Origin of the sequence: Exiguobacterium sp. R-17 (assembly GCF_049913315.1) — a bacterium.
Taxonomy (GTDB): Bacteria; Bacillota; Bacilli; order Exiguobacteriales; family Exiguobacteriaceae; genus Exiguobacterium_A.
The window spans coordinates 651,121-678,040 of sequence record NZ_CP184372.1; the positions used below are offsets into that span (position 1 = coordinate 651,121).

General features: G+C 47.9%; 20 protein-coding genes, 15 tRNA genes and 3 rRNA genes. 34 read left to right on the forward strand and 4 right to left on the reverse strand.

Features of this window, described 5'->3' with window-relative positions; all coding sequences use genetic code 11:
- Window positions 1-286: 286 nt before the first annotated feature.
- The 4 genes from ACN9MT_RS03395 to ACN9MT_RS03410 are packed head-to-tail and all read left to right on the forward strand — an operon-like array spanning window position 287 to window position 4,739.
- Window positions 287-2,014 carry an ABC transporter ATP-binding protein gene (locus ACN9MT_RS03395; protein ID WP_426272774.1) on the forward strand — a complete coding sequence of 576 codons (1,728 nt, stop codon included), beginning with the start codon at window positions 287-289 and terminating at the stop codon, window positions 2,012-2,014.
- Window positions 2,015-2,028: 14 nt separating this feature from the next.
- Complete coding sequence (locus tag ACN9MT_RS03400) at window positions 2,029-4,089, forward strand: ABC transporter ATP-binding protein (RefSeq protein WP_426272775.1); 2,061 nt, start codon at window positions 2,029-2,031, stop codon at window positions 4,087-4,089.
- Window positions 4,090-4,149: 60 nt separating this feature from the next.
- Complete coding sequence (locus ACN9MT_RS03405; protein WP_214856515.1) at window positions 4,150-4,470, forward strand: DUF1811 family protein; 321 nt, start codon at window positions 4,150-4,152, stop codon at window positions 4,468-4,470.
- A complete protein-coding gene (locus tag ACN9MT_RS03410; RefSeq protein ID WP_023467307.1) occupies window positions 4,467-4,739 on the forward strand; it encodes a YfhJ family protein in 273 nt (90 codons plus the stop codon). Before ACN9MT_RS03405 ends, ACN9MT_RS03410 begins: the two co-directional genes overlap by 4 nt.
- A gap of 45 nt (window positions 4,740-4,784) precedes the next feature.
- Here ACN9MT_RS03410 and ACN9MT_RS03415 read toward each other — a convergent pair whose 3' ends face one another.
- Window positions 4,785-5,768, reverse strand: a complete 984-nt coding sequence (locus ACN9MT_RS03415) for a metal-dependent hydrolase (RefSeq protein WP_426272776.1) — start codon at window positions 5,766-5,768, stop codon at window positions 4,785-4,787.
- A gap of 103 nt (window positions 5,769-5,871) precedes the next feature.
- Between ACN9MT_RS03415 and mutY the strand changes: the two genes are divergently transcribed.
- From mutY to ACN9MT_RS03435, 4 genes are all read left to right on the forward strand, one after another.
- Window positions 5,872-6,888, forward strand: a complete 1,017-nt coding sequence (gene mutY / locus ACN9MT_RS03420) for an A/G-specific adenine glycosylase (RefSeq protein WP_375092339.1) — start codon at window positions 5,872-5,874, stop codon at window positions 6,886-6,888.
- Window positions 6,888-7,313, forward strand: coding sequence for a hypothetical protein (locus ACN9MT_RS03425; protein WP_035412732.1), 426 nt, complete (start codon window positions 6,888-6,890; stop codon window positions 7,311-7,313). The genes mutY and ACN9MT_RS03425 overlap by 1 nt, the downstream gene beginning before the upstream one ends.
- Before the next feature lie 116 nt (window positions 7,314-7,429).
- Window positions 7,430-7,972: a nucleoside tri-diphosphate phosphatase gene (gene ntdP / locus ACN9MT_RS03430; RefSeq protein WP_023467311.1), complete on the forward strand. Its 543-nt coding sequence runs from the start codon at window positions 7,430-7,432 to the stop codon at window positions 7,970-7,972.
- A 90-nt stretch (window positions 7,973-8,062) separates the two neighbouring features.
- Entirely contained in the window at window positions 8,063-9,796 is a 1,734-nt protein-coding gene (locus ACN9MT_RS03435; RefSeq protein ID WP_426273453.1) for an ABC transporter ATP-binding protein, read from the forward strand.
- A 48-nt stretch (window positions 9,797-9,844) separates the two neighbouring features.
- Here the strand turns inward: ACN9MT_RS03435 and ACN9MT_RS03440 are convergent, their stop codons facing one another.
- Window positions 9,845-11,143 (reverse strand): glutamate-1-semialdehyde 2,1-aminomutase, encoded by a 1,299-nt coding sequence (locus ACN9MT_RS03440; protein ID WP_426272777.1) that lies wholly within the window; start codon window positions 11,141-11,143, stop codon window positions 9,845-9,847.
- A gap of 175 nt (window positions 11,144-11,318) precedes the next feature.
- Here ACN9MT_RS03440 and perR point away from each other — a divergent pair, with 175 nt between their 5' ends.
- Complete coding sequence (perR, locus tag ACN9MT_RS03445) at window positions 11,319-11,741, forward strand: peroxide-responsive transcriptional repressor PerR (protein ID WP_369792039.1); 423 nt, start codon at window positions 11,319-11,321, stop codon at window positions 11,739-11,741.
- 15 nt (window positions 11,742-11,756) lie between these two features.
- On the opposite strand, the gene ACN9MT_RS03450 is transcribed toward perR, so the two are convergent.
- Window positions 11,757-12,119, reverse strand: coding sequence for a DUF2614 family zinc ribbon-containing protein (locus tag ACN9MT_RS03450; RefSeq protein ID WP_035412738.1), 363 nt, complete (start codon window positions 12,117-12,119; stop codon window positions 11,757-11,759).
- 114 nt (window positions 12,120-12,233) lie between these two features.
- On the opposite strand from ACN9MT_RS03450, the gene ACN9MT_RS03455 reads away from it, so the two are divergent.
- From ACN9MT_RS03455 to ACN9MT_RS03565, 23 genes are all read left to right on the forward strand, one after another.
- Window positions 12,234-13,103 carry a nucleotidyltransferase-like protein gene (locus tag ACN9MT_RS03455; protein ID WP_290784243.1) on the forward strand — a complete coding sequence of 290 codons (870 nt, stop codon included), beginning with the start codon at window positions 12,234-12,236 and terminating at the stop codon, window positions 13,101-13,103.
- 345 nt (window positions 13,104-13,448) lie between these two features.
- Window positions 13,449-15,010, forward strand: a 16S ribosomal RNA gene (locus ACN9MT_RS03460).
- Window positions 15,011-15,175: 165 nt separating this feature from the next.
- Window positions 15,176-18,089, forward strand: a 23S ribosomal RNA gene (locus ACN9MT_RS03465).
- 102 nt (window positions 18,090-18,191) lie between these two features.
- Window positions 18,192-18,307: ribosomal RNA gene (gene rrf / locus ACN9MT_RS03470) — 5S ribosomal RNA — on the forward strand.
- Together the 16S, 23S and 5S rRNA genes with 15 tRNA genes alongside form the textbook arrangement of a ribosomal RNA operon.
- A gap of 6 nt (window positions 18,308-18,313) precedes the next feature.
- A tRNA-Asn gene (locus tag ACN9MT_RS03475) sits at window positions 18,314-18,388 on the forward strand.
- 26 nt (window positions 18,389-18,414) lie between these two features.
- Window positions 18,415-18,505, forward strand: a tRNA-Ser gene (locus ACN9MT_RS03480).
- A 21-nt stretch (window positions 18,506-18,526) separates the two neighbouring features.
- A tRNA-Glu gene (locus tag ACN9MT_RS03485) sits at window positions 18,527-18,601 on the forward strand.
- A 10-nt stretch (window positions 18,602-18,611) separates the two neighbouring features.
- Window positions 18,612-18,685 (forward strand) — tRNA-Met (locus ACN9MT_RS03490).
- 8 nt (window positions 18,686-18,693) lie between these two features.
- Window positions 18,694-18,769 (forward strand) — tRNA-Asp (locus ACN9MT_RS03495).
- 7 nt (window positions 18,770-18,776) lie between these two features.
- Window positions 18,777-18,852: transfer RNA gene (locus ACN9MT_RS03500), tRNA-Phe, on the forward strand.
- A 31-nt stretch (window positions 18,853-18,883) separates the two neighbouring features.
- A tRNA-Tyr gene (locus tag ACN9MT_RS03505) sits at window positions 18,884-18,967 on the forward strand.
- Between the two features lie 4 nt (window positions 18,968-18,971).
- Window positions 18,972-19,042 (forward strand) — tRNA-Trp (locus ACN9MT_RS03510).
- 9 nt (window positions 19,043-19,051) lie between these two features.
- A tRNA-His gene (locus tag ACN9MT_RS03515) sits at window positions 19,052-19,124 on the forward strand.
- Window positions 19,125-19,134: 10 nt separating this feature from the next.
- A tRNA-Gln gene (locus ACN9MT_RS03520) sits at window positions 19,135-19,206 on the forward strand.
- A gap of 8 nt (window positions 19,207-19,214) precedes the next feature.
- Window positions 19,215-19,289 (forward strand) — tRNA-Gly (locus tag ACN9MT_RS03525).
- A 6-nt stretch (window positions 19,290-19,295) separates the two neighbouring features.
- A tRNA-Cys gene (locus ACN9MT_RS03530) sits at window positions 19,296-19,369 on the forward strand.
- A gap of 36 nt (window positions 19,370-19,405) precedes the next feature.
- A tRNA-Leu gene (locus ACN9MT_RS03535) sits at window positions 19,406-19,486 on the forward strand.
- Window positions 19,487-19,490: 4 nt separating this feature from the next.
- Window positions 19,491-19,561 (forward strand) — tRNA-Gly (locus ACN9MT_RS03540).
- Between the two features lie 38 nt (window positions 19,562-19,599).
- A tRNA-Gly gene (locus ACN9MT_RS03545) sits at window positions 19,600-19,670 on the forward strand.
- Between the two features lie 87 nt (window positions 19,671-19,757).
- On the forward strand, window positions 19,758-20,918 hold the full coding sequence (gene queG / locus ACN9MT_RS03550; RefSeq protein WP_035409457.1) for a tRNA epoxyqueuosine(34) reductase QueG: 1,161 nt from the start codon (window positions 19,758-19,760) through the stop codon (window positions 20,916-20,918).
- Window positions 20,893-21,372, forward strand: coding sequence for a methylated-DNA--[protein]-cysteine S-methyltransferase (locus tag ACN9MT_RS03555; protein WP_426272778.1), 480 nt, complete (start codon window positions 20,893-20,895; stop codon window positions 21,370-21,372). Before queG ends, ACN9MT_RS03555 begins: the two co-directional genes overlap by 26 nt.
- A gap of 3 nt (window positions 21,373-21,375) precedes the next feature.
- Window positions 21,376-21,849 carry a tRNA (uridine(34)/cytosine(34)/5-carboxymethylaminomethyluridine(34)-2'-O)-methyltransferase TrmL gene (trmL, locus tag ACN9MT_RS03560; RefSeq protein WP_214856782.1) on the forward strand — a complete coding sequence of 158 codons (474 nt, stop codon included), beginning with the start codon at window positions 21,376-21,378 and terminating at the stop codon, window positions 21,847-21,849.
- A gap of 238 nt (window positions 21,850-22,087) precedes the next feature.
- Window positions 22,088-22,654 carry a DUF5366 family protein gene (locus tag ACN9MT_RS03565; protein ID WP_035409453.1) on the forward strand — a complete coding sequence of 189 codons (567 nt, stop codon included), beginning with the start codon at window positions 22,088-22,090 and terminating at the stop codon, window positions 22,652-22,654.
- Window position 22,655: 1 nt separating this feature from the next.
- Here the strand turns inward: ACN9MT_RS03565 and ACN9MT_RS03570 are convergent, their stop codons facing one another.
- Complete coding sequence (locus ACN9MT_RS03570; RefSeq protein WP_426272779.1) at window positions 22,656-24,431, reverse strand: transglycosylase domain-containing protein; 1,776 nt, start codon at window positions 24,429-24,431, stop codon at window positions 22,656-22,658.
- Between the two features lie 205 nt (window positions 24,432-24,636).
- On the opposite strand from ACN9MT_RS03570, the gene ACN9MT_RS03575 reads away from it, so the two are divergent.
- Both ACN9MT_RS03575 and glgD read left to right on the forward strand, forming a co-directional pair.
- Window positions 24,637-25,797 carry a glucose-1-phosphate adenylyltransferase gene (locus ACN9MT_RS03575; RefSeq protein WP_290748557.1) on the forward strand — a complete coding sequence of 387 codons (1,161 nt, stop codon included), beginning with the start codon at window positions 24,637-24,639 and terminating at the stop codon, window positions 25,795-25,797.
- Window positions 25,798-25,810: 13 nt separating this feature from the next.
- On the forward strand, window positions 25,811-26,911 hold the full coding sequence (glgD, locus tag ACN9MT_RS03580; RefSeq protein WP_035409446.1) for a glucose-1-phosphate adenylyltransferase subunit GlgD: 1,101 nt from the start codon (window positions 25,811-25,813) through the stop codon (window positions 26,909-26,911).
- The last annotated feature ends 9 nt before the right edge of the window (window positions 26,912-26,920 follow it).

The following is a 26,920-nucleotide window of genomic DNA, read 5'->3' on the forward strand; positions in this document are numbered from 1 at the left end:
ATTGTGCTATTCTACGCACAGACTAAGAAAAGGAGGAACCGTCCTATGAAAAAGCCAATTGGTTTCACTCATATCCAACAGCTGAATACGACGGAGACTCTTGAGCACGTATAAGTAATTCATTTCATGTGCGAGCAAGGGGATTCGTCTCCCGAGCGCGCAGACGAACAAGAATGGATCATGCCCATTTCAAGGCATACTGATTCTCGGACTGCATCCGGAAATCCGTATGCCTTTTTGCGTGCTCGGAAAAAGTAGTTCATTTCACAGTAAAGGGGGGACCCTCATGCGTTTATTTCGGCAATTGAGTTGGTTTCTAAAAGAACACAAATCATCGTATCTCGTAGCAGTCGTCTTATTGATCATCACCGGCTTCATCGATTTAACGCCACCATGGCTAATCGGTAAGGTCATCGACGGATTGCGGTCGGGATCGATGGACCAGGCGACGCTCTTGCAATACGTCATCGGATTAACAGTCATTTCCATCGTTTCCTTCATCTTGACGTATCTGTGGTTAGCGAAATTATTCGGAACGGCATTTTTATTAGAACGGACACTTCGGAGTCGCTTCTTTACGCACTTATTGAAACTGACGCCGACGTTCTACCAAAAGAATCGGACGGGAGACTTGATGGCACTCGCGACGAACGACTTGAAGGCGGTCGAGCGGACAGCCGGATTTGGTGTCTTGACGCTCGTCGACTCGTTGAACATGACGGCAATCACTCTCGTCGTCATGGGGGTGGCGATCGATTGGAAGCTGACGCTCGCTGCCTTGTTACCGATGCCACTTCTCGCCTACGCGATGAATAAGCTCGGAAGTCAGATTCACGGGCGTTTCATCACGGCCCAGGATTCGTTTGGAACGATGAATGATCAGGTCGTCGAGTCGATTTCCGGACTGCGTGTCATTCGCTCGTTCGTCCAAGAACCAGTCGACGTTAAACGGTTCGACGATGTCACGACGGATGTTTTTGAGAAAAACATGCATGTCGCAAAAATCGATGTCTTATTTGAACCGATCATCAAGTTGCTCGTCGGGTTTAGTTACTTGATCGGCTTATCGTTCGGGACATATCTCGTCTTTACGAACGACATCACGCTCGGACAATTGGTCGCCTTTAACATCTATCTCGGGATGCTGATCTGGCCGATGTACGCCTTTGGTGAATTGATCAATGTCATCCAGCGCGGAACAGCAAGTCTTGATCGCTTAGAAGCAACGATGCGAGTCAAACCGTTGATTGCTTCGACACCACGGAAACACGTCGATCGCCCTGAACGGATCGAGATGAACGATTTGACGTTTACGTATCCAGAGACAGCCCATCCGGTCTTACGAGATTTGAATATGACGATTGAACAAGGAACAACGATCGGTATCGTCGGACCAACGGGATCCGGGAAAACGACGTTCTTGCGTCAATTCTTACGTGAGTATCCAATCGGACGGGACATGTTGACAGTCAACGGCGTACCGTATGAAGATGTTGCGCTAGAGACGGTTCGCGGTTGGACGGGCTATGTGTCACAAGAACATTTACTATTTTCAAAATCTGTTCGGGATAACATTTTGTTTGGTGCAGGTGAAGCGACAGAAGAAGAATTGCAGGAAGCGATTCGTCTCGCATCGTTCGAAAAAGATATCGAGACGCTGGAGCAAGGACTTGAGACGATGGTCGGTGAACGTGGCGTTACGTTGTCGGGAGGACAAAAGCAACGTCTGTCAATCGCGCGGGCGATGTTAAAAAAACCAGAGTTGCTGTTGCTGGATGATTCATTATCAGCGGTAGACGCGAAAACGGAATCACATATCATCGATTCAATTCGATCGAATCGCCACCAATCGACGACATTAATTGTTGCCCATCGCTTATCGGCAGTGGCACATGCGGACGAAATCATCGTCTTGCAAGACGGAATGATTTCTGAACGAGGAACACATGACAGCCTGATGGCACAAAATGGCTGGTACGCTCAACAATTCGAGCGACAAAGTGAAGAAATGTAAGGAGGTGCCTTTGCATGAATGAATTGGAATTATATCAACTCGATCCGGCACGTCGGAAGACGACGATCCGTTCGTTGATCCGCTATGCGATGCATGAGAAACAAGCGATCTTCTTAGGATTGTTTCTACTCGTACTGGCAGTCGGTGCGGAATTGACAGGTCCGTATATCGCGAAAGTCATCATCGATGAACATATCGTAGCGATTGAAAAGGACTGGGTCGAAGTTAAAGCAGACGGTGCGGTCACGTATGACGGTCGTCAGTTCGCCAAAGCACAAGAAGTATCTAAAAGTGAGATCGTTCGATCCGTCTCGATCGTCCAAACGACCAACGGCTACTTTTTCGTACCAAAACAAGTCGTCAGTGGGGGAGAGCGGAAAATCAGTGGAAATACGCTGACGGTCACGCGTGGAGACAATGTGTACACGTATGATAATATTCAAAAACTGACACAAGGACAGGTCTATGATTTTTATTCAAAGGACTTAAAAGCAATCGGCTGGTTGTCCTTGATCTATGTTCTTTTGCTGCTTGCAGCAGCTGGTTTGAACTGGATTCAACAAATCTTGCTCCAGCGATCTGCTCATAAAATCATCAAACGGATGCGGCTTGATGTCTTTACGCATCTGCAACGGTTACCGGTTCGTTATTTCGACCAGACGCCAATCGGGAAAATCGTTAGTCGCGTCACGAATGATACGGAAACGATTCGCGATTTATATCTCGGTGTGCTCGCCCGAGTCTTCTCAGGGATCATCACGATGGCAGGGATTCTCGTCGCGATGTTCTTCCTCGATTATCGATTAGGACTTGTTTCGCTGATCATCATTCCGATCGTCTATTTCTGGATTCAGCTGTTCCAGAAACTCGCGACGAAGAATAACTTCAAGGTTCGTTCACTCGTTGCCGACATGAATGGTCAACTGAATGAGAACATCCAGACGATGCCGATCATTCAGGCTTATGCACGTGAGAAGGAAGTCCTTGCTGAATTCGAACAAAAGAATGAAGAGAACTATCAGACACGGGCAAAGTTGTTACGACTTGATGCCTTGATGTCACACAACTTATCCTACTTTTTGAAAAACTTGACGCTCGCCTTGTTGATTTGGGTCGTCGGCGGAAAAAGTCTGACGAATGGATCGTTTTTATCACTCGGGATCTTATATGCGTATATCGATTACGTGTCCCGTTTATTCGAACCGGTCACTCAAATCATGAATCAGCTGTCACCGCTACAACAAGCGCTCGTGTCAGCGGACCGAATGTTCCAGTTGCTCGACGAAAAGGGCGAGCCGGTCGAACAAGGGCGCGTTGCTCGGTTTAAAGGAGCGGTATCCTTCAAAGACGTCGAATTCAGTTACGAAGCGGGAAATCCCGTATTACGTGAAATTCAAATCGATGCTCGTCCTGGCGCGACGATTGCCCTCGTCGGTCATACGGGTAGCGGGAAAAGTTCAATCATGAATTTATTGATGCGTTTTTATGATCCGTCAAAGGGACAGTTGTTGATTGACGGACAGGACGTGACGACTTTACCGAAACAAGCGGTCCGTGAACATATGGGCATCGTCTTACAGGATCCGTTCCTCTTCACGGGAACGATTCGTTCGAACATCACACTCGGTAATCCTGATATTTCCGAAGAACGGGTACGACAAGCGATCGAAGCCGTCGGCGCGGATCGATTCATTAATCGTTTACCAAACGGACTCGATGAACCGGTCATCGAAAAAGGTGCTACGTTATCAGCGGGTGAACGACAGTTGATCAGCTTTGCTCGTGCACTGGCGTTCGACCCTGCGATCCTAGTTCTTGACGAAGCGACAGCGAGTGTTGACTCGGAAACCGAAGCGGTCATTCAAGATGCTTTGTTGACGTTGACGAAAGGGCGAACGACGTTCATCATTGCGCACCGCTTATCGACGATCAAGGATGCGGACGAGATTCTTGTTCTCGATCATGGTCAGATCGTCGAGCGAGGACCACATGATGTACTCCTCGCGATGTCCGGAATTTATGCGAAAATGTATGCGTTACAAAGTAAGCGGAATCTAGAATTGAAATCAAGCTAATCCATCCAGTTTCTCCTCCTTTTCGTTTATACTGAAAAACGAAGAGGGGGAGTTTTTGTAATGGAGACACGGATGAGTCAATTATCGAAATACGAGCTTGAGATGTTGATCACGAAATTAAGTGAACAAAAACGAAAAGCGGAGCAACATGGGAATGTCAGTGAAGTGGAGGTCGTAACGCGAAAAATCGCCATTGCGAAAAGTTATTTGATCGATCCGAAACGATTCGAACGGGGAGCCTTTTACCGAATCGAAGGAGAAGAGGCGCGATTTGAGTTACACTTCGTCAATGGCGTCATGGGCTGGGGACATTTTGAAGGTACCGCTCAAGAAGTCGCGATTCCGCTCGCATTATTCACAGGAGAGGGAGAACAGACATGACGAATCGAGAACAAGCCCTTCAGCAATTGGCTGAAGAATTATTGCAAGTGAATGAAGTACTGACACCGGAAGAAGCACTGACGTGGGTCGAAGTGCTTTGGGAAGATTTCGAAGCGACACTCGCGCGCGCTGGTGAAAAATATCAAGGTGAAGCCGTCGCGGTTCATTTCGTCGAACAGCAGATTAAACAGCACGGGGCGATGTTACACCGGTTTAATACAACGAACGAAAAATTCAAGCATTTGATGACAGGTCGAAACGTCGAATGAACAAAGCTCCGCACATCGGGATTTCCGTTGCGCGGAGCTTTGTCTTTATAATGCAGGGATGAACAGTTTTTTCTGCAAGGTTCGTTCGCTAAATACCCAGCCGGTATAGGAGCTGACGATTTCTTGTGTAGCAGCGTCGATTCTGACGACGGCAACGAATGGATAGACTTCCTTCGTGAAATAACGCAGGTTGGTGAAGCGGTATTCGACAATGCCATCTTTTCGTGAGACCGTATACGTATGAATCTTCGAGAACTCAAGAAATGCTTGCAAGTCCGCGTTTTGTTTAACAATTTCGTACAAGGCGTCACCATGCGGTTCGTCCTTGATCCGGAAGTTTCCGCATTCGATGACGGTTCCACTGTTGATCTTAACGACGGAATACTCATCGCGTAAACGTGCCGCGACATGCCACTCATCCCATTTCATTCCAGGTGAGATGAAGAGCTTATGTGCGCCGCGATAATAGCGTGCTGCGGTCGCAAGGGCATCATTTCGCAACTTGAATTGAACAGCGTAGTAAATGATGACGATAGCAATCAAAATCGGGAAGATGACGATCGTCGCTCTTGTCAATAACCAAATCCCGAACGCGGCATAATACATCGTGAACAGATACGGATCAAATGTGTTGATGACACCCCAACCAATCCAGGATTTTTTGAACGGGTGTAAGGCTTGTGTGCCGTAAGCGTTAAACAGATCGACGAAGACATGAAGAGCGACAGCGATCTGTGCCATCAGCCATAATGAAGTCGGAGGTACACCGAATAACGTGCCGATGACGATCGAAAGTAATAAGGGCCAGGCGAGTAAGGCGATTAATCCGTGTGATTTTCCGCGGTGTTGGCGCAAATAGGCGCTGTTTCCTTTAAACTTAAAGACAGTGTCGAAGTCCGGTGCGTGTGAGCCGACGAGCGCCGTCGTCGTCACGGCAGCAAACATCGTCGTGCTCGCTGCGACGTCAGGGTGTAGCGTCGAGATGGCGGCGAGACAAAGTCCCATGCCGATATGCGTACCAGTATCCAATGCGAATTCGCTCCTTCTATGAAATCGTGATGGTGAATCCATCGTGGTTCTGCCGAGTAATTTTTAATTAATATATCGTATCCAAGAGAAAAGAGGTAACCTTTTGACTGTCGTTCAAGAATATTTCACAAACTTTAATAAAACACAATTTACCACAGAACTGATTGCCTGGTTCCTTCGTGAACAGCGAGATCTCCCATGGCGAAAAACCAAAAATCCGTACCATATCTGGATTAGTGAAATCATGCTCCAACAAACGCGCGTCGACACAGTCATTCCGTATTATGAGCGCTTTACGAAACGTTTTCCGACACCGCATGATTTAGCAGAGGCGGATCAAAGTGAAGTCCTGAAGCATTGGGAAGGCTTAGGGTACTATTCCCGTGTCAAGAATCTTCAAATCGCGGTTCAGGAAGTTGTTGAAAAATATGATGGAATCGTGCCCGATGAAAAGGAATTGTTCAGTCAGCTGAAAGGCGTCGGTCCGTACACGACAGGAGCCGTTCTATCGATTGCTTATGGACAAGCAGAACCAGCAGTAGACGGGAACGTGATGCGCGTTCTTTCGCGTGTGCTTGGAATCTATGAGGATATCGCTGCACCGAAGACGCGGAAATTGTTTGAAGCGGCGGTGCATCAATTGATTGATCCGGCTGATCCGTCAAGCTTCAATCAAGGTCTGATGGAACTCGGGGCGATGGTCTGTACGCCGAAGTCACCGATGTGTGGACTCTGTCCTGTTCAAGACGTTTGTTTCGCATACGACCGAAATGCACAGGAAGAATTGCCTGTGAAGACGAAGAAAGGAAAGACGCAAATTATTCCATATGATGCTCTTGTTTATGAAGCAGACGGAAAAATCGCAATTGAACAACGGGCGGAGACCGGTTTGCTTGCTGGCATGTGGCAATACCCACTTCGAGAAGCAGAAGAAGAGCGTGACGGAACGCTTATCGGGCATGTTCGACACATCTTTTCGCACCGGATTTGGGAGATTGCTGTCTATCGCGTGACGGAACAGCCGGACCAGACGATACTAGTTGATCAGGAAACGTATGCGACGCATCCGATATCTGTCGCCCAAATGAAGATTGATCGACTATTAAAGGGGGAGATCTAATGCATACTTTTAGATTTGAGACGCGTGTCGATACATCAAAGAAGCAAGCGTGGGATTTTTTAAGTGATGCCAAGGCATTGAGTCGATTGACGGTATTTCCGCAAGTGAAGACGTCGGGTGATACACGGACGCGAGCCGGGAATACGATTCGTCTACGTGTCGGAGTTTCACCACTATTTGTCTCGTGGACGTCTTGGATTCCTTTCGTAGAAGAATATGTCTTCGTCGATGTTGGTACAAAAGTGCCGTATCCGTTTCGCGCCTGGTGCCACGTCCACCGAGTCGAAGAACGTGAATCTGGCGTCTATTTCATGGATGAAGTGACGTATGCCTCCTTCTTACCAGCTTTCGTCATTGAAGCATTCATCTTGAAACCGATGTTCAAACAGCGAAAAAATGCGATTTTGAATCACTTTCAAGGCTGAATTCCGTCATTTTTCTGAAAAAATACCCTTTCGTTTTTCATGTGTTCTGAAAATGGGTATAATAAGCACGAGAGTATAACAGAATGGAAGAAAAACGCTTTAGAAAGGAGTAGCACATGAGTCGATTCCCAAAAGAAAGTAGCAAGATTGAGATTCAAAGTTTCAAACATAACGGGAGCTTACACAGAGTTTGGGAAGAAACGCTCGTGCTGAAATCGACGGAAGAAGAATTGATTGGGTTCAATGATCGCATCATGGTCAGTGAATCGGATGGTCGTCAGTGGCGAACGCGAGAGCCTGCAATCTGTTATTTTTCAACAGAACTCTGGTTCAATGTCATTTGCATGATTCGGGAGGATGGCATTTATTACTACTGTAACCTCGGATCCCCTTCTACGTTCGATGAGAAAGATCGAGCAGTCAAGTACATTGATTATGATTTAGATATCAAAGTATATCCGGATATGTCCTACATGATCCTCGATGAGGACGAATATGAGAAACATCGCCGCGAGATGAATTATCCGAAGGCGATCGATCGTATTTTGAAAGACAATGTCCAAATCCTGATCCAGTGGATTCGTAGTCGCAAGGGTCCATTTAACCCGGCTTTCGTGGATATGTGGTATCGTGAATATGAAACAAGATATCGGAGATGATGGTTCGCCATCGTCTTTTTTTAGTTGAAGGAAGTGAAACATGTGGCAACACAAGCAAAACGTAAGAAACAAGGCTCGATCCGCCGCTATATGGCGTTCGTCAAGCCGTATCAAAAACAGATCCTCTTGACGGTCTTCGTCGGGATCATCAAGTTCTCGATCCCACTCGGACTTCCATTGTTGTATAAGTACATCATCGACCATATCCTAACTGGGAACACGATGCCGATGGCGGAAAAAAGTAAGCAATTGGCATATTTGATCGGAGGAGGTGTCTTCATCTTCTTGATCGTCAAGCCACCGCTTGAATACGTTCGCCAATATCTCGCACAATGGTCAGCATCGAAGATTCTATTTGACGTACGGAACCGATTGTTTGATCATGTTCAGAAATTGTCGCTTCGTTTTTATTCGAATACGAAAACGGGAGAAGTCATTTCGCGGATCATCAATGATGTCGAGCAGACGAAAGACTTCGTCGTCACAGGATTAATGAATCTATGGCTTGATATGATCACGATTTTTATTGCCATTGCCATCATGTGGACGATTGATCCGAAATTGACGCTTGTCGCCATCATTCCTTTACCCTTCTATGCCCTCGCCGTTAAGTTCTTTTACGGGCGTTTACGCGGATTGACACGGGAACGTTCGGCAGCCCTTGCGGAACTACAAGGTCATTTGACGGAGCGGGTCAACGGCATGGCGGTCATCCGTAGTTTTGCACTGGAACCACACGAGAACAAAGCGTTCAAACATCAAAATGATGGGTTCTTAAAAGCAGCGCTTCGTCAAACGAACTGGAATGCGCGGACATACGTCGTCGTCTCGACAATTACGGACTTCGCACCAATCCTGATCTTCGGAACGGCGGCGTTCTTCGTCTTGAACGGACATGTGACACTTGGGACGATGGTTGCGTTCATTGGCTATATCGATCGCCTCTATGCACCGCTCGGTCGTCTCGTCAACTCCTCAACGACATTGACACAGTCGATCGCTTCGATGGATCGGATGTTCGAGTTTTTAGATGAGCCGTATGACATTACGGAAAAACCGAATGCGCGCGAACCGAAAGATGTCCGAGGGAACGTTCAGTTCGAAGATATCAGCTTTGCTTATGAAGAAGGCGGTGAGCTGGCGATTGATCGCTTAACGCTTGACGTACAGGCAGGCGAACGGATTGCTTTCGTCGGAATGTCAGGTGGTGGGAAATCAACGCTCGTCAGTTTGATTCCGCGCTTTTATGATGTGTCTGCCGGTCGGATCACGCTTGACGGCGTTGACATCCGTAACTTGAAGTTGCGTGGTCTTCGTGATCAGATCGGGATGGTCATGCAGGAATCGATTCTCTTCAGTGAATCAGTCCAGATGAACATCAAGATGGGGAATCCGGAGGCGACGGACGAGGAAGTCATCGCAGCGGCAAAAGCAGCGAATGCCCACGAATTCATCGAACGATTACCAAACGGTTATCATACGCCGGTCGGAGAACGAGGCGTCAAGTTATCAGGTGGTCAAAAGCAACGTCTTGCGATTGCACGGGTCTTCTTGAAAAATCCACCGATTCTGATCTTGGATGAGGCGACTAGTGCGCTCGATTTAGAGAGTGAAGCGATGATTCAAGATTCGTTAGCGCGTCTTGCGAAAGGGCGGACAACGTTTACTGTCGCGCACCGTTTATCAACGATTACCGATGCCGATAAGATTGTCGTCATTGAAAATGGTCAGATTACGGAAATTGGCACACACGAAGTTCTCATGCAAAAACGAGGTGCTTATTTTGAACTGTATGCCATTCAAAATCTGGAACTCGTCGAATAACAAAAAGCAGCGCCCCTTGCGAGGGCGCTGCTTTTTTAGGAGGAAGACTTAGAGTCGAGCAAAGGCACGATCGACTGCTGCGATCGTCTCTGTGATGTCGGCTTCCGTGTGTTCTGTCGTCAGGAACCACGCTTCGTATTTTGAAGGAGCAAGGTTGACGCCTTCTTCTAGCATCAATTTGAAGAAACGTCCGAACATCTCACTATCTGCACGTTCTGCACCATCGTAATCGATGACTGTTTCATCCGTGAAGTAGACCGTCATGGCACCTTTTAGACGGTTGATTGTAATCGTGACGTCATGACGTTTTGCTGCTTCTAGCACACCTTGTTCGAGTAAGGCGCCAAGGTGATCGAGTTGTTCATAAACGCCAGGTTGCTCAAGTAGTTCAAGACAAGCGATACCGGCAGCCATCGATGCCGGGTTCCCTGCCATCGTACCTGCTTGATAGGCTGGACCGAGTGGCGCGACATGTTCCATGATTTCTTTACGACCGCCATAAGCACCGATTGGTAAACCACCACCGATGATTTTCCCGAGCGCTGTCATATCGGGGCGGATATCGAGTAACTCTTGTGCACTGCCGTACGTGAAGCGGAAGGCTGTGATGACTTCATCGTAGATGACGAGTGCGCCGTGAGCATGCGTGATTTCGTTGACCGCAGCAAGGAATCCAGGTTGCGGTTCGACGATACCGAAGTTTCCGACGATCGGTTCAACGAGTACACAAGCGACTTGATCGCCCCATTGTTCCATGATTTGACGGTACGATTCAATATCATTGAACGGTGTCGTAATAACTTCTTTTGCCGTCGCTTTCGTGACACCTGCTGAATCGGGAGAACCAAGTGTCGCTGGACCACTTCCTGCTGCGATCAGCATCAAATCCGAGTGACCGTGGTAACAGCCACTGAACTTCACGACAAGCTCACGACCTGTATATGCTCGTGCGACGCGAATCGTCGTCATGACGGCTTCCGTTCCGGAGTTCGTAAAACGTACTTTTTCAAGCGAAGGAATCGCTTTTTGTAGTTTATGTGCAAAGTCGATTTCTAGACGGTGGGGCGTGCCATAAAGAAGACCGTTCTGGGCAGCGTGTGTGATCGCTTCCGTAATGTGGGGGTGACCGTGTCCTGTGATGATCGGACCGTAGGCCGCTAAGTAATCAATGTAGCGATTGCCATCGACATCATAAAAGTAAGCACCTTTTCCGCTTTCCATATAGACAGGTGCACCGCCGCCGACGGCTTTGAATGAACGGGATGGGCTGTTGACGCCACCAACGATACACTCTTGTGCGATTTCATATAACGCCTCTGAAGTAGGGCGAGTAGTGTGAGTAGACATGAGGATTCCTCCAATCGATGATTCGTGAAAAATATCACGATATGATTGTATCATGGACGTCAAATCCGGTGCAGAGCCGTTGACGGAATGACTTTTTGTAGGTAGACTAATTATAAAGATTATAATCTGATAATCAATGAAAGATAGAAATGAGGGGATGGACGTGGCTAACGAAATGCTGGATGACGCCGTGAAGTCGCTTCGGGAATCAGGCGTTCGAATGACACCACAACGTCACGCGATTTTAGAATATCTGACGACGGGACACACACATCCGACAGCGGATGAGATTTATCGTGCACTCGAACATCGATTTCCAAATATGAGTGTGGCGACTGTATATAATAACTTACGCGTTTTTCGAGAAAAGGGAATCGTTGAGGAAATGAACTACGGAGACGCTTCAAGTCGCTTCGATTTCGTTACGACACGCCATTACCACATGATCTGTGAGAACTGCGGAAAGATCGTTGATTTCAATTATCCTGTGCTCGATGATGTCGAAACGGTAGCGGCTCATTTAACAGGTTTCAAAGTCGATCGTCATCGACTAGAGGTGTATGGAACTTGCCCGGACTGTCAATCGAATGTCCAATAAAAAAACGAGCTGCCCTTAGCGGGGAGCTCGTTTATTGTGTTTATTGTACTTTTCGTCAAATTCTTTTCCTTCGAGAGAAGGATCCATCGTCAGTGGTTCGTCACAATGCATACATAAGTCAACGCGACCAAGGACTTTTGTCTCTTTTCCACAATTCGGACAAGTAACGACAGCTGCCTTCGTTGATGTTAGACCAATCAAGAAGTAGAGTGCCGTACTGGCGAGAACCATGACGAAACCGAGAAGCATGAGTAAGACCATGATGATCTCGAACCGTTTAAGTAATAGACCGCCGTACATGACGAGCATACCGCCGAATACGAGGAACATTGCTAAGTTTCGCGCGCGGTTTATTTTATTTTTTCGTTGTTTTTTCAAGTGAATTCCCCCTGTTGTCAGTCTAGCATAAGATGCGGGATTGCCTGAAGAAGGAAAGCTTGTTTTTTTGTCGAAAATGGTAACGACGAGTTCGTATAGAAGGGTGAGAAGTAAATGGAACAAGCAACACGAACGATTTATTCGGAATACGCGGCTTATCGTGAAACTCAAGGAATCATTGCGGTTGAAAAACGACAACCACGGGATTCTCTGACAGATCAATTTGATACACTTCTTGTTGTCATCACAAGAGATCCGGAAGTCGAATGGACGATTAAACATTACCGATTGAATACTTTGAAAGTATCTTTACATCTTGTACACGAGGATGTGTTATCGCGTTGGATTTTATTGAATGCCAATCGACGTGCGATTCATTGGATCACAGAAGGAACGATCGTATTCGAACGAAACGATTACTTAGTTGACTTAAAAAGACAACTACTCGATTTTCCTGATGAGGAACGACATTTACAGATGACGATTTCCTTTGCTAAATTGTTGCGTCGTTTCCAAGATGGGAGAAACTTGTTTAGTCGCGGACATCATTATGATGCCTATACACATGTCCATCATGCGTTGCATCACCTGGCACGGTTATCCGTCCTCGAAAAAGGAAAACATCCTGAAACGGTCGTTTGGGAACAGGCGCGACTCGATGACCCAGATGTCTATAAACTATACGAGCAATTATTGATGAGTGAAGAGACGCTAGATCAACGTATTCATCTTGCTTTGATTGGGCTTGAGCACCTTTTGCAGTCCAAGGTTTTATCGGGAGGACGCTATTTATTCGAAATTATGCGTGAACGGACGGATCCTTGGACGATGTATGAATTGATGGAAGAAGAACGACTGCAAGAAGTTAAAGTAGATTTGAGCAGCTTAATCGATTTCTTCATGCGAAAAGGTTTGATTCGTATCTCATATCAAACGACTAAAGGGGCGGGAGTCGAACTCGTGACGTATGAGCCGGTCGTATGACGATCGGCTTTACTTTTTCCTAGAATTGTTTTTGCTATATATAGAAGAAAAAAGATTTCAAAAGTTTTTTTAGAAAAACTATTGACGGTATTATACCGAGATAGTATATTAATACATGTCGACAGGGCAACACGCGCTGGACGGTGACAGGGAATAAAAAAGATTTTAAAAAAGGATTGACGCTTAAGTTATTCCGTGATATCTTATTAAAGTCGCTGAAAACGACACGACGAACTTTGAAAACTGAACGATGAGGCAAAAATCGTATTCTACGGAATACAAAAACGAATGAAGCGCAAGCTTCGTCAATCGTGACTTCGGTCACACAACGAGCAAGTCAAACACTTCATGGAGAGTTTGATCCTGGCTCAGGACGAACGCTGGCGGCGTGCCTAATACATGCAAGTCGAGCGCAGGAAACTGACGGAACTCTTCGGAGGGAAGGCAGTGGAATGAGCGGCGGACGGGTGAGTAACACGTAAGGAACCTGCCTCAAGGATTGGGATAACTCCGAGAAATCGGAGCTAATACCGGATAGTTCAACGGACCGCATGGTCCGCTGATGAAAGGCGCTTCGGCGTCACCTTGAGATGGCCTTGCGGTGCATTAGCTAGTTGGTGGGGTAACGGCCCACCAAGGCGACGATGCATAGCCGACCTGAGAGGGTGATCGGCCACACTGGGACTGAGACACGGCCCAGACTCCTACGGGAGGCAGCAGTAGGGAATCTTCCACAATGGACGAAAGTCTGATGGAGCAACGCCGCGTGAGTGATGAAGGTTTTCGGATCGTAAAACTCTGTTGTAAGGGAAGAACACGTACGAGAGGGAATGCTCGTACCTTGACGGTACCTTACGAGAAAGCCACGGCTAACTACGTGCCAGCAGCCGCGGTAATACGTAGGTGGCAAGCGTTGTCCGGAATTATTGGGCGTAAAGCGCGCGCAGGCGGCCTTTTAAGTCTGATGTGAAAGCCCCCGGCTCAACCGGGGAGGGCCATTGGAAACTGGAAGGCTTGAGTACAGAAGAGAAGAGTGGAATTCCACGTGTAGCGGTGAAATGCGTAGAGATGTGGAGGAACACCAGTGGCGAAGGCGACTCTTTGGTCTGTAACTGACGCTGAGGCGCGAAAGCGTGGGGAGCAAACAGGATTAGATACCCTGGTAGTCCACGCCGTAAACGATGAGTGCTAGGTGTTGGGGGGTTTCCGCCCCTCAGTGCTGAAGCTAACGCATTAAGCACTCCGCCTGGGGAGTACGGCCGCAAGGCTGAAACTCAAAGGAATTGACGGGGACCCGCACAAGCGGTGGAGCATGTGGTTTAATTCGAAGCAACGCGAAGAACCTTACCAACTCTTGACATCCCATTGACCGCTTGAGAGATCAAGTTTTCCCTTCGGGGACAATGGTGACAGGTGGTGCATGGTTGTCGTCAGCTCGTGTCGTGAGATGTTGGGTTAAGTCCCGCAACGAGCGCAACCCCTATCCTTAGTTGCCAGCATTTAGTTGGGCACTCTAGGGAGACTGCCGGTGACAAACCGGAGGAAGGTGGGGATGACGTCAAATCATCATGCCCCTTATGAGTTGGGCTACACACGTGCTACAATGGACGGTACAAAGGGCAGCGAGACCGCGAGGTGGAGCCAATCCCATAAAGCCGTTCCCAGTTCGGATTGCAGGCTGCAACTCGCCTGCATGAAGTCGGAATCGCTAGTAATCGCAGGTCAGCATACTGCGGTGAATACGTTCCCGGGTCTTGTACACACCGCCCGTCACACCACGAGAGTTTGCAACACCCGAAGCCGGTGAGGTAACCGCAAGGAGCCAGCCGTCGAAGGTGGGGTAGATGATTGGGGTGAAGTCGTAACAAGGTAGCCGTATCGGAAGGTGCGGCTGGATCACCTCCTTTCTAAGGAAAACGTCCCTTACGGGACATGCCCATCGTTCAGTTTTGAGAGCTCGTCTCTCAGTCTCGCAAGAGACACTCGCACCTTGAAAACTGAAGACATCAACAAGACATCAAACTTTTAATTAACCATGTCATTAGACGTGTGTTCTTAGAATACCAACGCTAGATCAAGGTATGAAGGGCGTACGGTGGATGCCTTGGCACTAGGAGCCGATGAAGGACGCGACGAACAGCGATATGCTTCGGGGAGCAGTAAGTATGCTTTGATCCGAAGATTTCCGAATGGGGGAACCCACCATCTGTAATGGGATGGGACATGTTACATGAATACATAGTGTAACGTGAGGCAGACCCGGGGAACTGAAACATCTAAGTACCCGGAGGAAGAGAAAGCAAATGCGATTCCCTGAGTAGCGGCGAGCGAAACGGGAACAGCCCAAACCGAAGAGCATGCTCTTCGGGGTTGTAGGACACTCTATACGGAGTCAAAAAGGAAGACAGTAGGTGAAGGACCTGGAAAGGTCGGCCGAAGAAGGTGACAGCCCTGTAGCTGAAACTGTTTTCCCTCCAGAGTGGATCCTGAGTACGGCGGGACACGTGAAACCCCGTCGGAATCCGGGAGGACCATCTCCCAAGGCTAAATACTCCCTAGTGACCGATAGTGAACCAGTACCGTGAGGGAAAGGTGAAAAGCACCCCGGAAGGGGAGTGAAATAGATCCTGAAACCGTATGCCTACAAGTAGTCAGAGCCCGTTAACGGGTGATGGCGTGCCTTTTGTAGAATGAACCGGCGAGTTACGATAACGCGCGAGGTTAAGCCGATGAGGCGGAGCCGTAGCGAAAGCGAGTCTGAACAGGGCGTTCAGTGCGTTGTCGTAGACCCGAAACCAGGTGATCTACCCATGTCCAGGATGAAGGTCAGGTAACACTGACTGGAGGTCCGAACCCACGCACGTTGAAAAGTGCGGGGATGAGGTGTGGGTAGCGGTGAAATGCCAATCGAACCTGGAGATAGCTGGTTCTCCCCGAAATAGCTTTAGGGCTAGCCTCGAGGTTGAGAGTTCTGGAGGTAGAGCACTGATTGGACTAGGGGCCCCCACAGGGTTACCGAATTCAGTTAAACTCCGAATGCCAGCAACTTATACTCGGGAGTCAGACTGCGAGTGATAAGATCCGTAGTCAAGAGGGAAACAGCCCAGACCGCCAGCTAAGGTCCCCAAGTGTATGTTAAGTGGAAAAGGATGTGGCGCTGCCTAGACAGCTAGGATGTTGGCTTAGAAGCAGCCACCATTCAAAGAGTGCGTAATAGCTCACTAGTCGAGTGGCGCCGCGCCGAAAATGTAACGGGGCTAAACATACCACCGAAGCTGCGGATTCCGTAAGGAATGGTAGGGGAGCGTTCCAAACCGCTGCGAAGCTGTACCGGAAGGAGCAGTGGAGCGTTTGGAAGTGAGAATGCCGGTGTGAGTAGCGAAAAGAGGGGTGAGAATCCCCTCCGTCGAAAGCCCAAGGTTTCCTGAGGAAGGCTCGTCCGCTCAGGGTTAGTCTGGACCTAAGCCGAGGCCGAAAGGCGTAGGCGATGGATAACAGGTTGATATTCCTGTACCGCCGATCCACCGTTTGAACAATGGGGGGACGCAGGAGGATAGTGACGCATGCGGATGGAAGTGCATGTGCAAGTTTCAAGACCGTCTGATTGGCAAATCCGTCAGGCATCACAGTCAAGGAACGACGCGGAGTCCCGTAGGGACGTAGGTCACGATTTCACACTGCCAAGAAAAGCCTCTAGTGAGGGGGAAGGCGCCAGTACCGTAAACCGACACAGGTAGGCGAGATGAGAATTCTAAGACGCGCGGGATAACTCTCGTTAAGGAACTCGGCAAAATGGTCCCGTAACTTCGGGAGAAGGGACGCTCTACATGAGTAGAGCCGCAGTGAATAGGCCCAAACGACTGTTTAGCAAAAACACAGGTCTCTGCTAAATCGCAAGATGACGTATAGGGGCTGACGCCTGCCCGGTGCTGGAAGGTTAAGGGGATGGGTTAGCGCAAGCGAAGCTTTGAACCGAAGCCCCAGTAAACGGCGGCCGTAACTATAACGGTCCTAAGGTAGCGAAATTCCTTGTCGGGTAAGTTCCGACCCGCACGAAAGGCGTAACGATTTGGGCACTGTCTCAACGAGAGACCCGGTGAAATCATAGTACCTGTGAAGATGCAGGTTACCCGCGACAGGACGGAAAGACCCCATGGAGCTTTACTACAGCCTGATATTGAGGCTTTGTGCATGATGTACAGGATAGGCGGGAGACGTCGAGCCCGGAGCGCCAGCTTCGGAGGAGTCACCCTTGGGATACCGCCCTTCATGCATAGAGTCTCTAACTCGCAGCCGTGATCCGGCTGGAGGACCGTGTCAGGCGGGTAGTTTGACTGGGGCGGTCGCCTCCTAAACAGTAACGGAGGCGCCCAAAGGTTCCCTCAGAATGGTTGGAAATCATTCGTAGAGCGCAAAGGCAGAAGGGAGCTTGACTGCGAGACCTACAAGTCGAGCAGGGACGAAAGTCGGGCTTAGTGATCCGGTGGTTCCGCATGGAAGGGCCATCGCTCAACGGATAAAAGCTACCCTGGGGATAACAGGCTGATCTCCCCCAAGAGTCCACATCGACGGGGAGGTTTGGCACCTCGATGTCGGCTCATCGCATCCTGGGGCTGGAGTAGGTCCCAAGGGTTGGGCTGTTCGCCCATTAAAGCGGTACGCGAGCTGGGTTCAGAACGTCGTGAGACAGTTCGGTCCCTATCCGTCGTGGGCGCAGGAAATTTGAGGAGAGCTGTCCTTAGTACGAGAGGACCGGGATGGACGCACCGCTGGTGTACCAGTTGTTCCGCCAGGAGCATCGCTGGGTAGCTACGTGCGGACGGGATAAATGCTGAAAGCATCTAAGCATGAAGCCCCCTCCAAGATGAGATTTCCCTTTGAGTAATCAAGAAAGACCCCTCAGAGACGATGAGGTAGATAGGTCACGGGTGGAAGCATGGCGACATGTGGAGCTGAGTGATACTAATCGGTCGAGGCCTTGTTCTAGCAGATGCATTGTTGATGACTTCAGTTTTGAGGGCGCGAGCCTTTCAAAAAAATGAAAAAAAGTCTTGACGTTATGTGAACATAATGTTAAGATAATAAATGTCTGGTGGCGATAGCCAAGTGGTCACACCCGTTCCCATGCCGAACACGGAAGTTAAGCACTTGAACGCCGAAAGTAGTTGGGGGCTTCCCCCTGTGAGGATAGGACGCTGCCAGGCGATCGTTCCGCAATAGCTCAGCGGTAGAGCAACCGGCTGTTAACCGGTAGGTCGTAGGTTCAAATCCTACTTGCGGAGCCATTTATTACTTCTTCACCACGTACAATGGAGAGCTGTCCGAGTGGCCGAAGGAGCACGATTGGAAATCGTGTAGGCGTCAAAAGCGTCTCAAGGGTTCGAATCCCTTGCTCTCCGCCATCATCACTTTCAATTCAGAATGGCCCGTTGGTCAAGCGGTTAAGACACCGCCCTTTCACGGCGGTAACACGGGTTCGAATCCCGTACGGGTCACCATTTATAGCGTCGCGGGGTGGAGCAGTCTGGTAGCTCGTTGGGCTCATAACCCAAAGGTCGTCGGTTCAAATCCGGCCCCCGCAATTACATACGGTCCTGTGGTGTAGCGGTTAACATGCCTGCCTGTCACGCAGGAGATCGCGGGTTCGAATCCCGTCAGGACCGCCATTGTTAAGGCTTTGTAGCTCAGTTGGTAGAGCAAAGGACTGAAAATCCTTGTGTCGGCGGTTCGATTCCGTCCAAAGCCACCATCTTTATTAACAACATGATTTTCCCATTTGTGGGGGGGTAGCGAAGTGGCTAAACGCGGCGGACTGTAAATCCGCTCCCTCGGGTTCGGCGGTTCGAATCCGCCCCCCCCCACCACCATAGGGGCATAGTTTAGCGGTAGAACTACGGTCTCCAAAACCGTCAGCGCGGGTTCGATTCCTGCTGCCCCTGTTTACCATGGCGATTGTGGCGAAGTGGTTAACGCACCGGATTGTGATTCCGGCATTCGTGGGTTCAATTCCCATCAGTCGCCCTCTTATTATTGGGCTGTAGCCAAGTGGTAAGGCACTGGATTTTGATTCCAGCACGCGAAGGTTCGATCCCTTCCAGCCCAGCTTTTCAAGCGGAAGTAGTTCAGTGGTAGAATACGACCTTGCCAAGGTCGGGGTCGCGGGTTCGAATCCCGTCTTCCGCTCCAATGAGTGGCGCCATAGCCAAGTGGTAAGGCAGAGGACTGCAACTCCTTTATCGTCAGTTCGATTCTGACTGGCGCCTCCAACTATTTCTCAATTAAATAGTTTTGCAAGAGATTGTGCCGGTGTGGCGGAACTGGTAGACGCGCACGACTCAAAATCGTGTTCCTTTGGAGTGTCGGTTCGATTCCGACCACCGGTATCTTGCGGGTGTAGTTTAATGGTAAAACCTCAGCCTTCCAAGCTGATGACGAGGGTTCGATTCCCTTCACCCGCTTTATACTTTTTACACAATCTGATGTTTCACCTGATCATGCGGGTGTAGTTTAATGGTAAAACCTCAGCCTTCCAAGCTGATGACGAGGGTTCGATTCCCTTCACCCGCTTACCTAAAAAGAGCAATGTGTCGTTTTCGCTGACACCTTGCTCTTTTTGTTTAGGAAGGAATCTTAAGAGGAAAGGAGCGAGTCGTAATGGATGGTGTACAATTGAAATTGGCTTTACAAGAGTACGCAGTTGAGATTGGAATCGATGAGCTGAAGGTGACGACGGCTGACCCTTTTCTTGTCTTAAAACGTCGACTTCAAGCACAACAGGAGAAAGGATTTGCTTCTGGTTTTGAAGAGCCCGATCTCGATCTACGAACGACTCCTTCGTTACTCGTAGAAGATGCGGCTTCGATCATTGCCATTGCGGTCGCATATCCAAGTACTCTCAAAAATGCACCTCGTGGCAAGGAAGGGGAGCGGCGGGGTATTTTTTGTCGATCGTCCTGGGGACTGGATTACCATCAGGCGTTGCGACAACGTTTGACGTTGCTTGAAGAAAAAATTCAAGAGTTGAGTCCAGGTGCAAGGACGCGCTCGATGGTCGATACAGGAGAACTCGTCGATCGTGCAGTAGCAGAACGAGCAGGTATTGGATTCAGTGGTAAAAATTGCTCGATCATCAGTGAAGAGCACGGATCGTATCTTTATCTTGGTGAATTGATTACTGACCTCGTCTTGCCGCCGGATCAGCCAGTCGAAGAATTATGTGGAACATGCAATAAATGTATCGATGCTTGTCCGACGGATGCGCTAGTTGAACCTGGTGTCATCGACGCTAAACGATGTATCTCGTTTTTAACACAGACGAAAACGTTACTGCCAGAACCGTTTCGGATGGCGCTTGGGAACCGTCTGTATGGGTGTGATACATGTCAGCAAGTATGTCCATATAACCGGAAGAAGAATGCGACACATCATGTTGAACTACAACCGGATCCGGAGCAGGTCAAACCGCTCCTTGTTCCACTCTTATCAATGAGTAACCGTGAGTTCAAGAGTCGTTTCGGAACATTATCCGGAGCATGGCGTGGTAAGAAGCCGATTCAACGTAATGCGATTTGTGCGCTTGTTCATTATCGAGACAAGAGTGCTATTGACGCGCTACGGTTAATGACGGAAACAGATGCCCGCGAAGACATGCGGGCGCTTGCACTCTGGGCAGTCGGTCGGATTGGCGGAATTGATGAGAAGTCGTACATCGAATCCCGTCTTTTAGCAGATACTGCAGTGGATGTTCAGACAGAAGGACAACGGTTAATTGAAGAGTGGGGGGAAGCAGATGCCATTTCAACAGCTCACTTATAAGTTCGGTACATTGCTCGTCGCATGGGAAAAAGAGCAAATCGTGTACCTCGACTTTGGATTGAATAAAGATCGTGCTCGGACCTATTTAGCAGAAGAGACAGGCGAGGGTACATTACCGAAAGCTTGGCGTATGGCGTTTGATCGTTATGCACAAGGAGAGGTAAAAGCGCTTGATGCGCTTCCTTGTCAGTTGCGTGTCACACCATTTGCAGAGAAAGTGTTACAAACTTTGCGAACCGTTCCGTTCGGTCAGACGATCAGTTATGGTGAACTGGCTCGAATGATTGGAAAACCACAGGCAGCACGAGCTGTTGGCGGTGCCTTGAATCGGAATCCGATCGCATTGATTTATCCATGCCACCGTGTCATCGGGGCGACCGGTAAATTGACGGGTTTCGCAAGCGGAATTGCCCATAAAGAAGCGCTTTTAGCGCATGAGATAGGAGAGAATTGAACCATGGCTATTCATGTCGTTATGTATCAACCGGAAATTCCTCAAAATACAGGTAATATTTCGCGAACGTGTGCAGCGACGCATTCCGTCCTTCACTTGATCCGACCGCTCGGCTTCTCGACAGACGATAAGCAACTTAAACGTGCGGGTCTTGATTATTGGGAATTTGTCGATGTCCGTTATCATGATTCGTTAGAAGAACTGTGGGAAAAACATCCGGAAGGTGTTTTCTACTATATTACGAAATACGGGGAACAGTACCCAAGTCAGATTGACTTATCGGACGTTGAACAGGACTATTTCTTCGTCTTTGGTCGGGAAACAAAAGGATTGCCGCTTGAAGTCATCGATGCAAACGCAGAACGGTGTATCCGTTTACCCCAATCGAATCTCGTTCGTTCACTGAACGTCTCGAACACGGCAGCGATCATCGTCTATGAAGCATTACGTCAGCAAGGATACGCAGGTCTTCTGTAAAGCAAAAGCTCCATCCTGATTCAGGATGGAGCTTTTATGAGTTATTCGTTACCTTCAGGTTTTTTGTTGTAGCCTGCAGTGAAGATTGCTGTCAAAAACGCAAGACTTACGCCGACCATTAAGATAAATGCCATTTTTGTTTCCCCCTTCAGTCTCTTGAACCGATATAATCTATTATAGTATACCTGTAAGTGAAATTGTGTGCTACATATGAATTTTCTATGAATGGAGACTCCACATGCGTACGAACGTTTACCTATTAAGTTATGCCCCACTGATCAGCATCTTGTTATTTAGTACATCCCTTGCGATCGCGACGACGGAACTTGCATTGCATTGGCTCGATCAAGTCGGCGTGTACGATGAACTGCTCCAGCTACTGACGGCACGTGATACGAAGCTCGTCGTTTGGCTTGGTTTTTTGATCGTCTATTTCATGATCTTTAGTTCGCTTAAACTACTATCGGACACGATCAATCAGCTTGGTTTCGCCTTTTTCATCAAAGAACAAGAGGGAACGACACTCGGTATGTTACGTCCGGGCAGTATTCTCCTGCTCGTCGGAGGATGTGTCAGCTTTGCTTTCATGACGTCCTTCTTGCACGTCGGGATCGTATTGCTTGTATCCTTCTTCATCTATTTTATCTTTTACACGGTACAGATTAGTAAAATGACGAGTGCGGCTGGAGCTGTTGGGTTGATCATCTTCTCCTTCTTAGCCTGGGGCGTTCTACTCGCTGGTCTATCATGGGTTGGTCTGACCTTATTCAATTCCTTTGGAGAAGCAATTTTATTTCCGAGTTGACTCAAGGACGTAAAATCGTCGCCCACGTCTGGACCTGTAACGTTGCATTGGCTTCAGCAGGGAAAGGGCGGGGACGGTCAGCTCCTAACCAAATACCCCCGATGTGTTGATTTTTGATACCGACGAACCACATGTCCTTATTATCATTCGTTGTTCCTGTTTTTCCTCCGATATAGCGCGCGGAGGGATCGTATCCTTTGCGCCCTGTCCCATACGTCATGACATTCTTTAAACCAGCCCGTAATTCACGGTTCGTCTGACTGGACCAAATCCGTTGTTCCTTTTCCTGCGGTCGTTCGACCGTTCCATTTCGAAGTGTAATACTTTTAATCATCGAAGCCGGTCGATAGAGCCCGTCATTTACGAATACGGTATAGGCATTTGTCAGTTCAAACGGACTAATGCCGTACTGCAAACCGCCTAAAGCGCTCGTGAAGGCATCATCCTTCCGTGTCCACTGACTGAAATGGAACGGACGGATGGACTTCAATCCTTCTTGGAAAGAAACAGCAAAAGCACGGATCGCTGGTGTGTTATAAGAATAAGCGATCGCATCGGCAATCGTCACTTGTCCAAGGATCCGATTTCCGCTATTTGATGGACAGTATCCATCGATACAGACAGGACTACCGTCTAATATACTCGACAATCGAGCTTTCGTCTTCTCGAGATAAGGACCATAGACAAGTAACGGTTTGATGGCTGAACCAGGTTGTCGGTACGACTGCACTGCTCGGTTGAACTGACCGGTCAAATTTGATTTGTAGCCGACTAAAGCCGTAACCCCGTGTGTTTGTCCATCAATGCCAACATAGGCTCCCTCAATCGGGTCTGGTAGACGACGAAGAGCTTCTTTAGCTCGTTGTTGCTCGGCTGAGTCGAGATATGTCGAAATGATCGCACCTTGTTGATGTAGATATTCCGAAGCATGCTTCTCACTCCATCCGTGCTGTTGAGCGGTCATCCGGATGGCAGCTTGGACGGTTGCATCGATATAGTCCGGATAAGGAACCCGCGGCTTATAGGATCGAGGTGTCACATGAGAAATAGTAAAATCTTTCGTCAGTACACGATCGCGCACTAATGCTTGAGCGATTCGTTGCTGACGTTTTTTTGTATTTTCAGGAAAACGAAGCGGATCGTAGAGTGACGGATTGTTCGGAATCGCTGTCAAAAAGCTGATTTCAGACCAATTTAACTCGCGCGCTGGCTTATTGAAATATGATTTTGCGGCCAGTTCGATCCCGTAAATATTATTCGCAAAATATGCTTGATTGACATAAGCCGTCATTAGTTCTTTTTTAGAATATTTCTGTTCTAAAGAAACAGCGATTAACAGCTCTTTTATTTTTCTAGTATACGTTTTTTCGTTTGATAGGTATGTCATTCTTGCTAGTTGTTGTGTGATCGTACTTCCGCCTTGGGATTTAGAATCAGACTGGTTTTTAGTAAATGCACGTAAGATTCCTGTGATGTCATAACCATCATGTTGATAAAAACGTTGATCTTCAATTGCTACAAACGCTTGCTCGACTTTTTTGGGTAATGTTTGAGGCGTCAAATCATCCCGTCGTAATCCATCATAAAGCTCGACCTGTTTGTTTTCGTACGTTACAGTGATCGGTTGGTAGGAGGTCAGTGGATGTCGTGTCGTCTGTTCGTCGGCCCAGAAAAAAAATGTACGTGCTGTGTTCAACTCATCTTTAATTGAAAATAAGGAAAATACAAGCATCGTCGCAAGACCAAATAAGACGAGATATCCGGTGGTAATTCGCATGAGAACTCCTTTCAAAAAGCCATTTCATTCCTATTATCGGTCTTTTATGGAGAAATCAGTAGATTTTTTTTCGATTTTTGTATTTTAATAAACCTATTTTGCAGGAATGTTATATTAAAAAGAGAAAAGATTGGGTATATAGAAGTATCTGTGGATTTTATAACTCAAATTGTCTGAAAAAAAGAGCATAAATGGAGGGGACGAAATGGCTAAAAAGAATGTCGTTGCGATGTTACTTGCAGGCGGAGAAGGGAAACGTCTGGGAGCTTTAACGAAACATACTGCAAAACCAGCTGTTGCATTTGGAGGAAAATACCGCATCATTGATTTCCCGCTTTCGAACTGTACGAACTCAGGAATCGATACAGTCGGCGTGTTAACGCAATATGAACCACTTGAATTGAACCGCTATCTCGGAATCGGGAGTGCGTGGGATTTAGATCGACGTAACGGTGGTTTAACGATTCTACCTCCTTACCAAGCTCAAAACGGAAAGAACTGGTATGAAGGAACAGCGAATGCCATTTATCGAAACATGAGTTACATCAACCAATTCGACCCTGACTATGTACTCGTCCTATCAGGCGATCATATTTATAAAATGGATTATGAAAAAATGATCGAGGAGCATCGACTTGGTGGAGCTGACGTGACGATTTCTGTACGTGAGGTCCCATGGGAAGAAGCACCACGATTCGGAATTCTCAATACCGACGATGATCTCCGGATCAATGAATTCGAAGAAAAGCCAGAGAATCCAAAATCGAATCTCGCATCGATGGGAATCTATGTCTTTAACTGGGATGTATTGAAGCGTCATTTGATTCAAGATGCAGGGGATGCGGAATCAAGCTTCGACTTCGGTAAGAACATCATTCCGAACATGCTCTTTGAAAATCTGAATATCCGTGCGTATAAATTCAAAGGATATTGGAAAGACGTCGGAACGATTCAATCGCTCTGGGAAGCAAACATGGATTTGTTGACGGCAGAACCAGAATTTGATTTATACGATCCATCTTGGAAAGTCTATTCTGTCAACCCGAACCAACAACCTCAATATATCGGGAACGCAGCAACGGTCGAGTCATCAATCATCAATGAAGGATGCCATATCGAAGGTGAAATTAATCATTCAGTCCTCTTCCATGGTGTAGAAGTAGCGGAAGGATCACTCGTCAAAGACTCAGTCATCTTCCCGAACGTTAAAATCGGACGAGACGTCACGATTCACCGGGCGATTTTAGCAGATGGTGTCATCGTTGAAGATGGTGCGACGATTGGATCTCCGGACGGAGAAGTCTTCGTCATTGAAGCAGACAGCATCGTTAAAAAGAACGAAGTCATCAAAGAAGCAATTCAATAAGGGGGATATTCGAATGAAGGTCGATTTATTAGGCGTCATCAATCTAAGTGGTGAAGAAGGATTTTTCAAAGAACTAACAGAGCACCGTAACTTGGCAGCTGTGCCATTTGCGGGTCGTTATCGATTGATCGATTTTACATTAACGAACATGGTACAAAACGATATCGCGAACATCGGAATTTTTACGCTTGAAAAATATCGTGGGATGATGGATCACCTCGGCTCAGGAAAAGAGTGGGATCTTGACCGTTCAAACGGTGGACTCTACATCTTCCCGCCTGCATTATCACAAGATGCGAATGAGTTCCGGGGAGATCTCTCAAACTTCCACCTTCATCGCGATTTCTTCCTGCGCAGCAAGGAAAACTATGTCGTCGTCTCTGGTTCGAACATCTTATCAGCCGTAGATTATCGTGATGTCTTGCGCGAACATAAAGAATCGAATGCGGATATCACAGTCGTTTATACGAAGCGTGAACTGCCTTGTAAATACTGCCGTCCGATTCGCTTTGGCGAGCAGAACCGCGTGACTGCAATCGGATCACGAGGGTTCCAGCCAACTGATGAGACGTTCTACATGGAAACGGTCGTTCTATCGAAGAACCTATTCGTTCGTTTGATTGATGAGGCGATTGCGCGTGGTGAGTACGATTTACTACAAAGTATCATCCGCTCGCAGCTAAATCGCTTGCATGTACATGGATATGAATATCGTGGTACATCACAAGTCATCCACTCACTTCGTTCATACTACCGTGAGAGCATGCTATTGCTTGAACAGTGGGGAGCAATCAACGATTTCCAGCATGTCTACACGAAAATCAAGCATGAACCGCCGACACGTTACTTGCCAGGTTCAGCGATTAAGAATTCACTCGTCGCAAACGGCTGTAAGTTAGAAGGCACGACGACGGATAGCATCCTATTCCGTGGTGTTAAAGTCGGAAAACATGCTCGCGTCAAAAACTCGATCATCATGCAAAAATCGGTCATTGAAGAAGGCGCGGTCGTTGAGTACGCGATTCTCGACAAAGAAGTGACCGTCAAACGCGGTCAAGTCATCCGCGGTACGGCAGAAGAACCAATCGTCATCAAAAAACAAACAATCGTTTAAAGGAGATGT

Excerpts from the sequence above, each read along its gene's own strand:
- ACN9MT_RS03395 (WP_426272774.1), top strand. The coding sequence starts at position 287 with ATGCGTTTATTTCGGCAATTGAGTTGGTTTCTAAAAGAACACAAATCA.
- ACN9MT_RS03400 (WP_426272775.1), top strand. The coding sequence starts at position 2,029 with ATGAATGAATTGGAATTATATCAACTCGATCCGGCACGTCGGAAGACG.
- ACN9MT_RS03405 (WP_214856515.1), top strand. The coding sequence starts at position 4,150 with ATGGAGACACGGATGAGTCAATTATCGAAATACGAGCTTGAGATGTTG.
- ACN9MT_RS03410 (WP_023467307.1), top strand. The coding sequence starts at position 4,467 with ATGACGAATCGAGAACAAGCCCTTCAGCAATTGGCTGAAGAATTATTG.
- ACN9MT_RS03425 (WP_035412732.1), top strand. The coding sequence starts at position 6,888 with ATGCATACTTTTAGATTTGAGACGCGTGTCGATACATCAAAGAAGCAA.
- ntdP (WP_023467311.1), top strand. The coding sequence starts at position 7,430 with ATGAGTCGATTCCCAAAAGAAAGTAGCAAGATTGAGATTCAAAGTTTC.
- ACN9MT_RS03435 (WP_426273453.1), top strand. The coding sequence starts at position 8,063 with ATGGCGTTCGTCAAGCCGTATCAAAAACAGATCCTCTTGACGGTCTTC.
- ACN9MT_RS03440 (WP_426272777.1), bottom strand. The coding sequence starts at position 11,143 with ATGTCTACTCACACTACTCGCCCTACTTCAGAGGCGTTATATGAAATC.
- perR (WP_369792039.1), top strand. The coding sequence starts at position 11,319 with ATGCTGGATGACGCCGTGAAGTCGCTTCGGGAATCAGGCGTTCGAATG.
- ACN9MT_RS03455 (WP_290784243.1), top strand. The coding sequence starts at position 12,234 with ATGGAACAAGCAACACGAACGATTTATTCGGAATACGCGGCTTATCGT.
- queG (WP_035409457.1), top strand. The coding sequence starts at position 19,758 with ATGGATGGTGTACAATTGAAATTGGCTTTACAAGAGTACGCAGTTGAG.
- ACN9MT_RS03555 (WP_426272778.1), top strand. The coding sequence starts at position 20,893 with ATGCCATTTCAACAGCTCACTTATAAGTTCGGTACATTGCTCGTCGCA.
- trmL (WP_214856782.1), top strand. The coding sequence starts at position 21,376 with ATGGCTATTCATGTCGTTATGTATCAACCGGAAATTCCTCAAAATACA.
- ACN9MT_RS03565 (WP_035409453.1), top strand. The coding sequence starts at position 22,088 with ATGCGTACGAACGTTTACCTATTAAGTTATGCCCCACTGATCAGCATC.
- ACN9MT_RS03570 (WP_426272779.1), bottom strand. The coding sequence starts at position 24,431 with ATGCGAATTACCACCGGATATCTCGTCTTATTTGGTCTTGCGACGATG.
- ACN9MT_RS03575 (WP_290748557.1), top strand. The coding sequence starts at position 24,637 with ATGGCTAAAAAGAATGTCGTTGCGATGTTACTTGCAGGCGGAGAAGGG.
- glgD (WP_035409446.1), top strand. The coding sequence starts at position 25,811 with ATGAAGGTCGATTTATTAGGCGTCATCAATCTAAGTGGTGAAGAAGGA.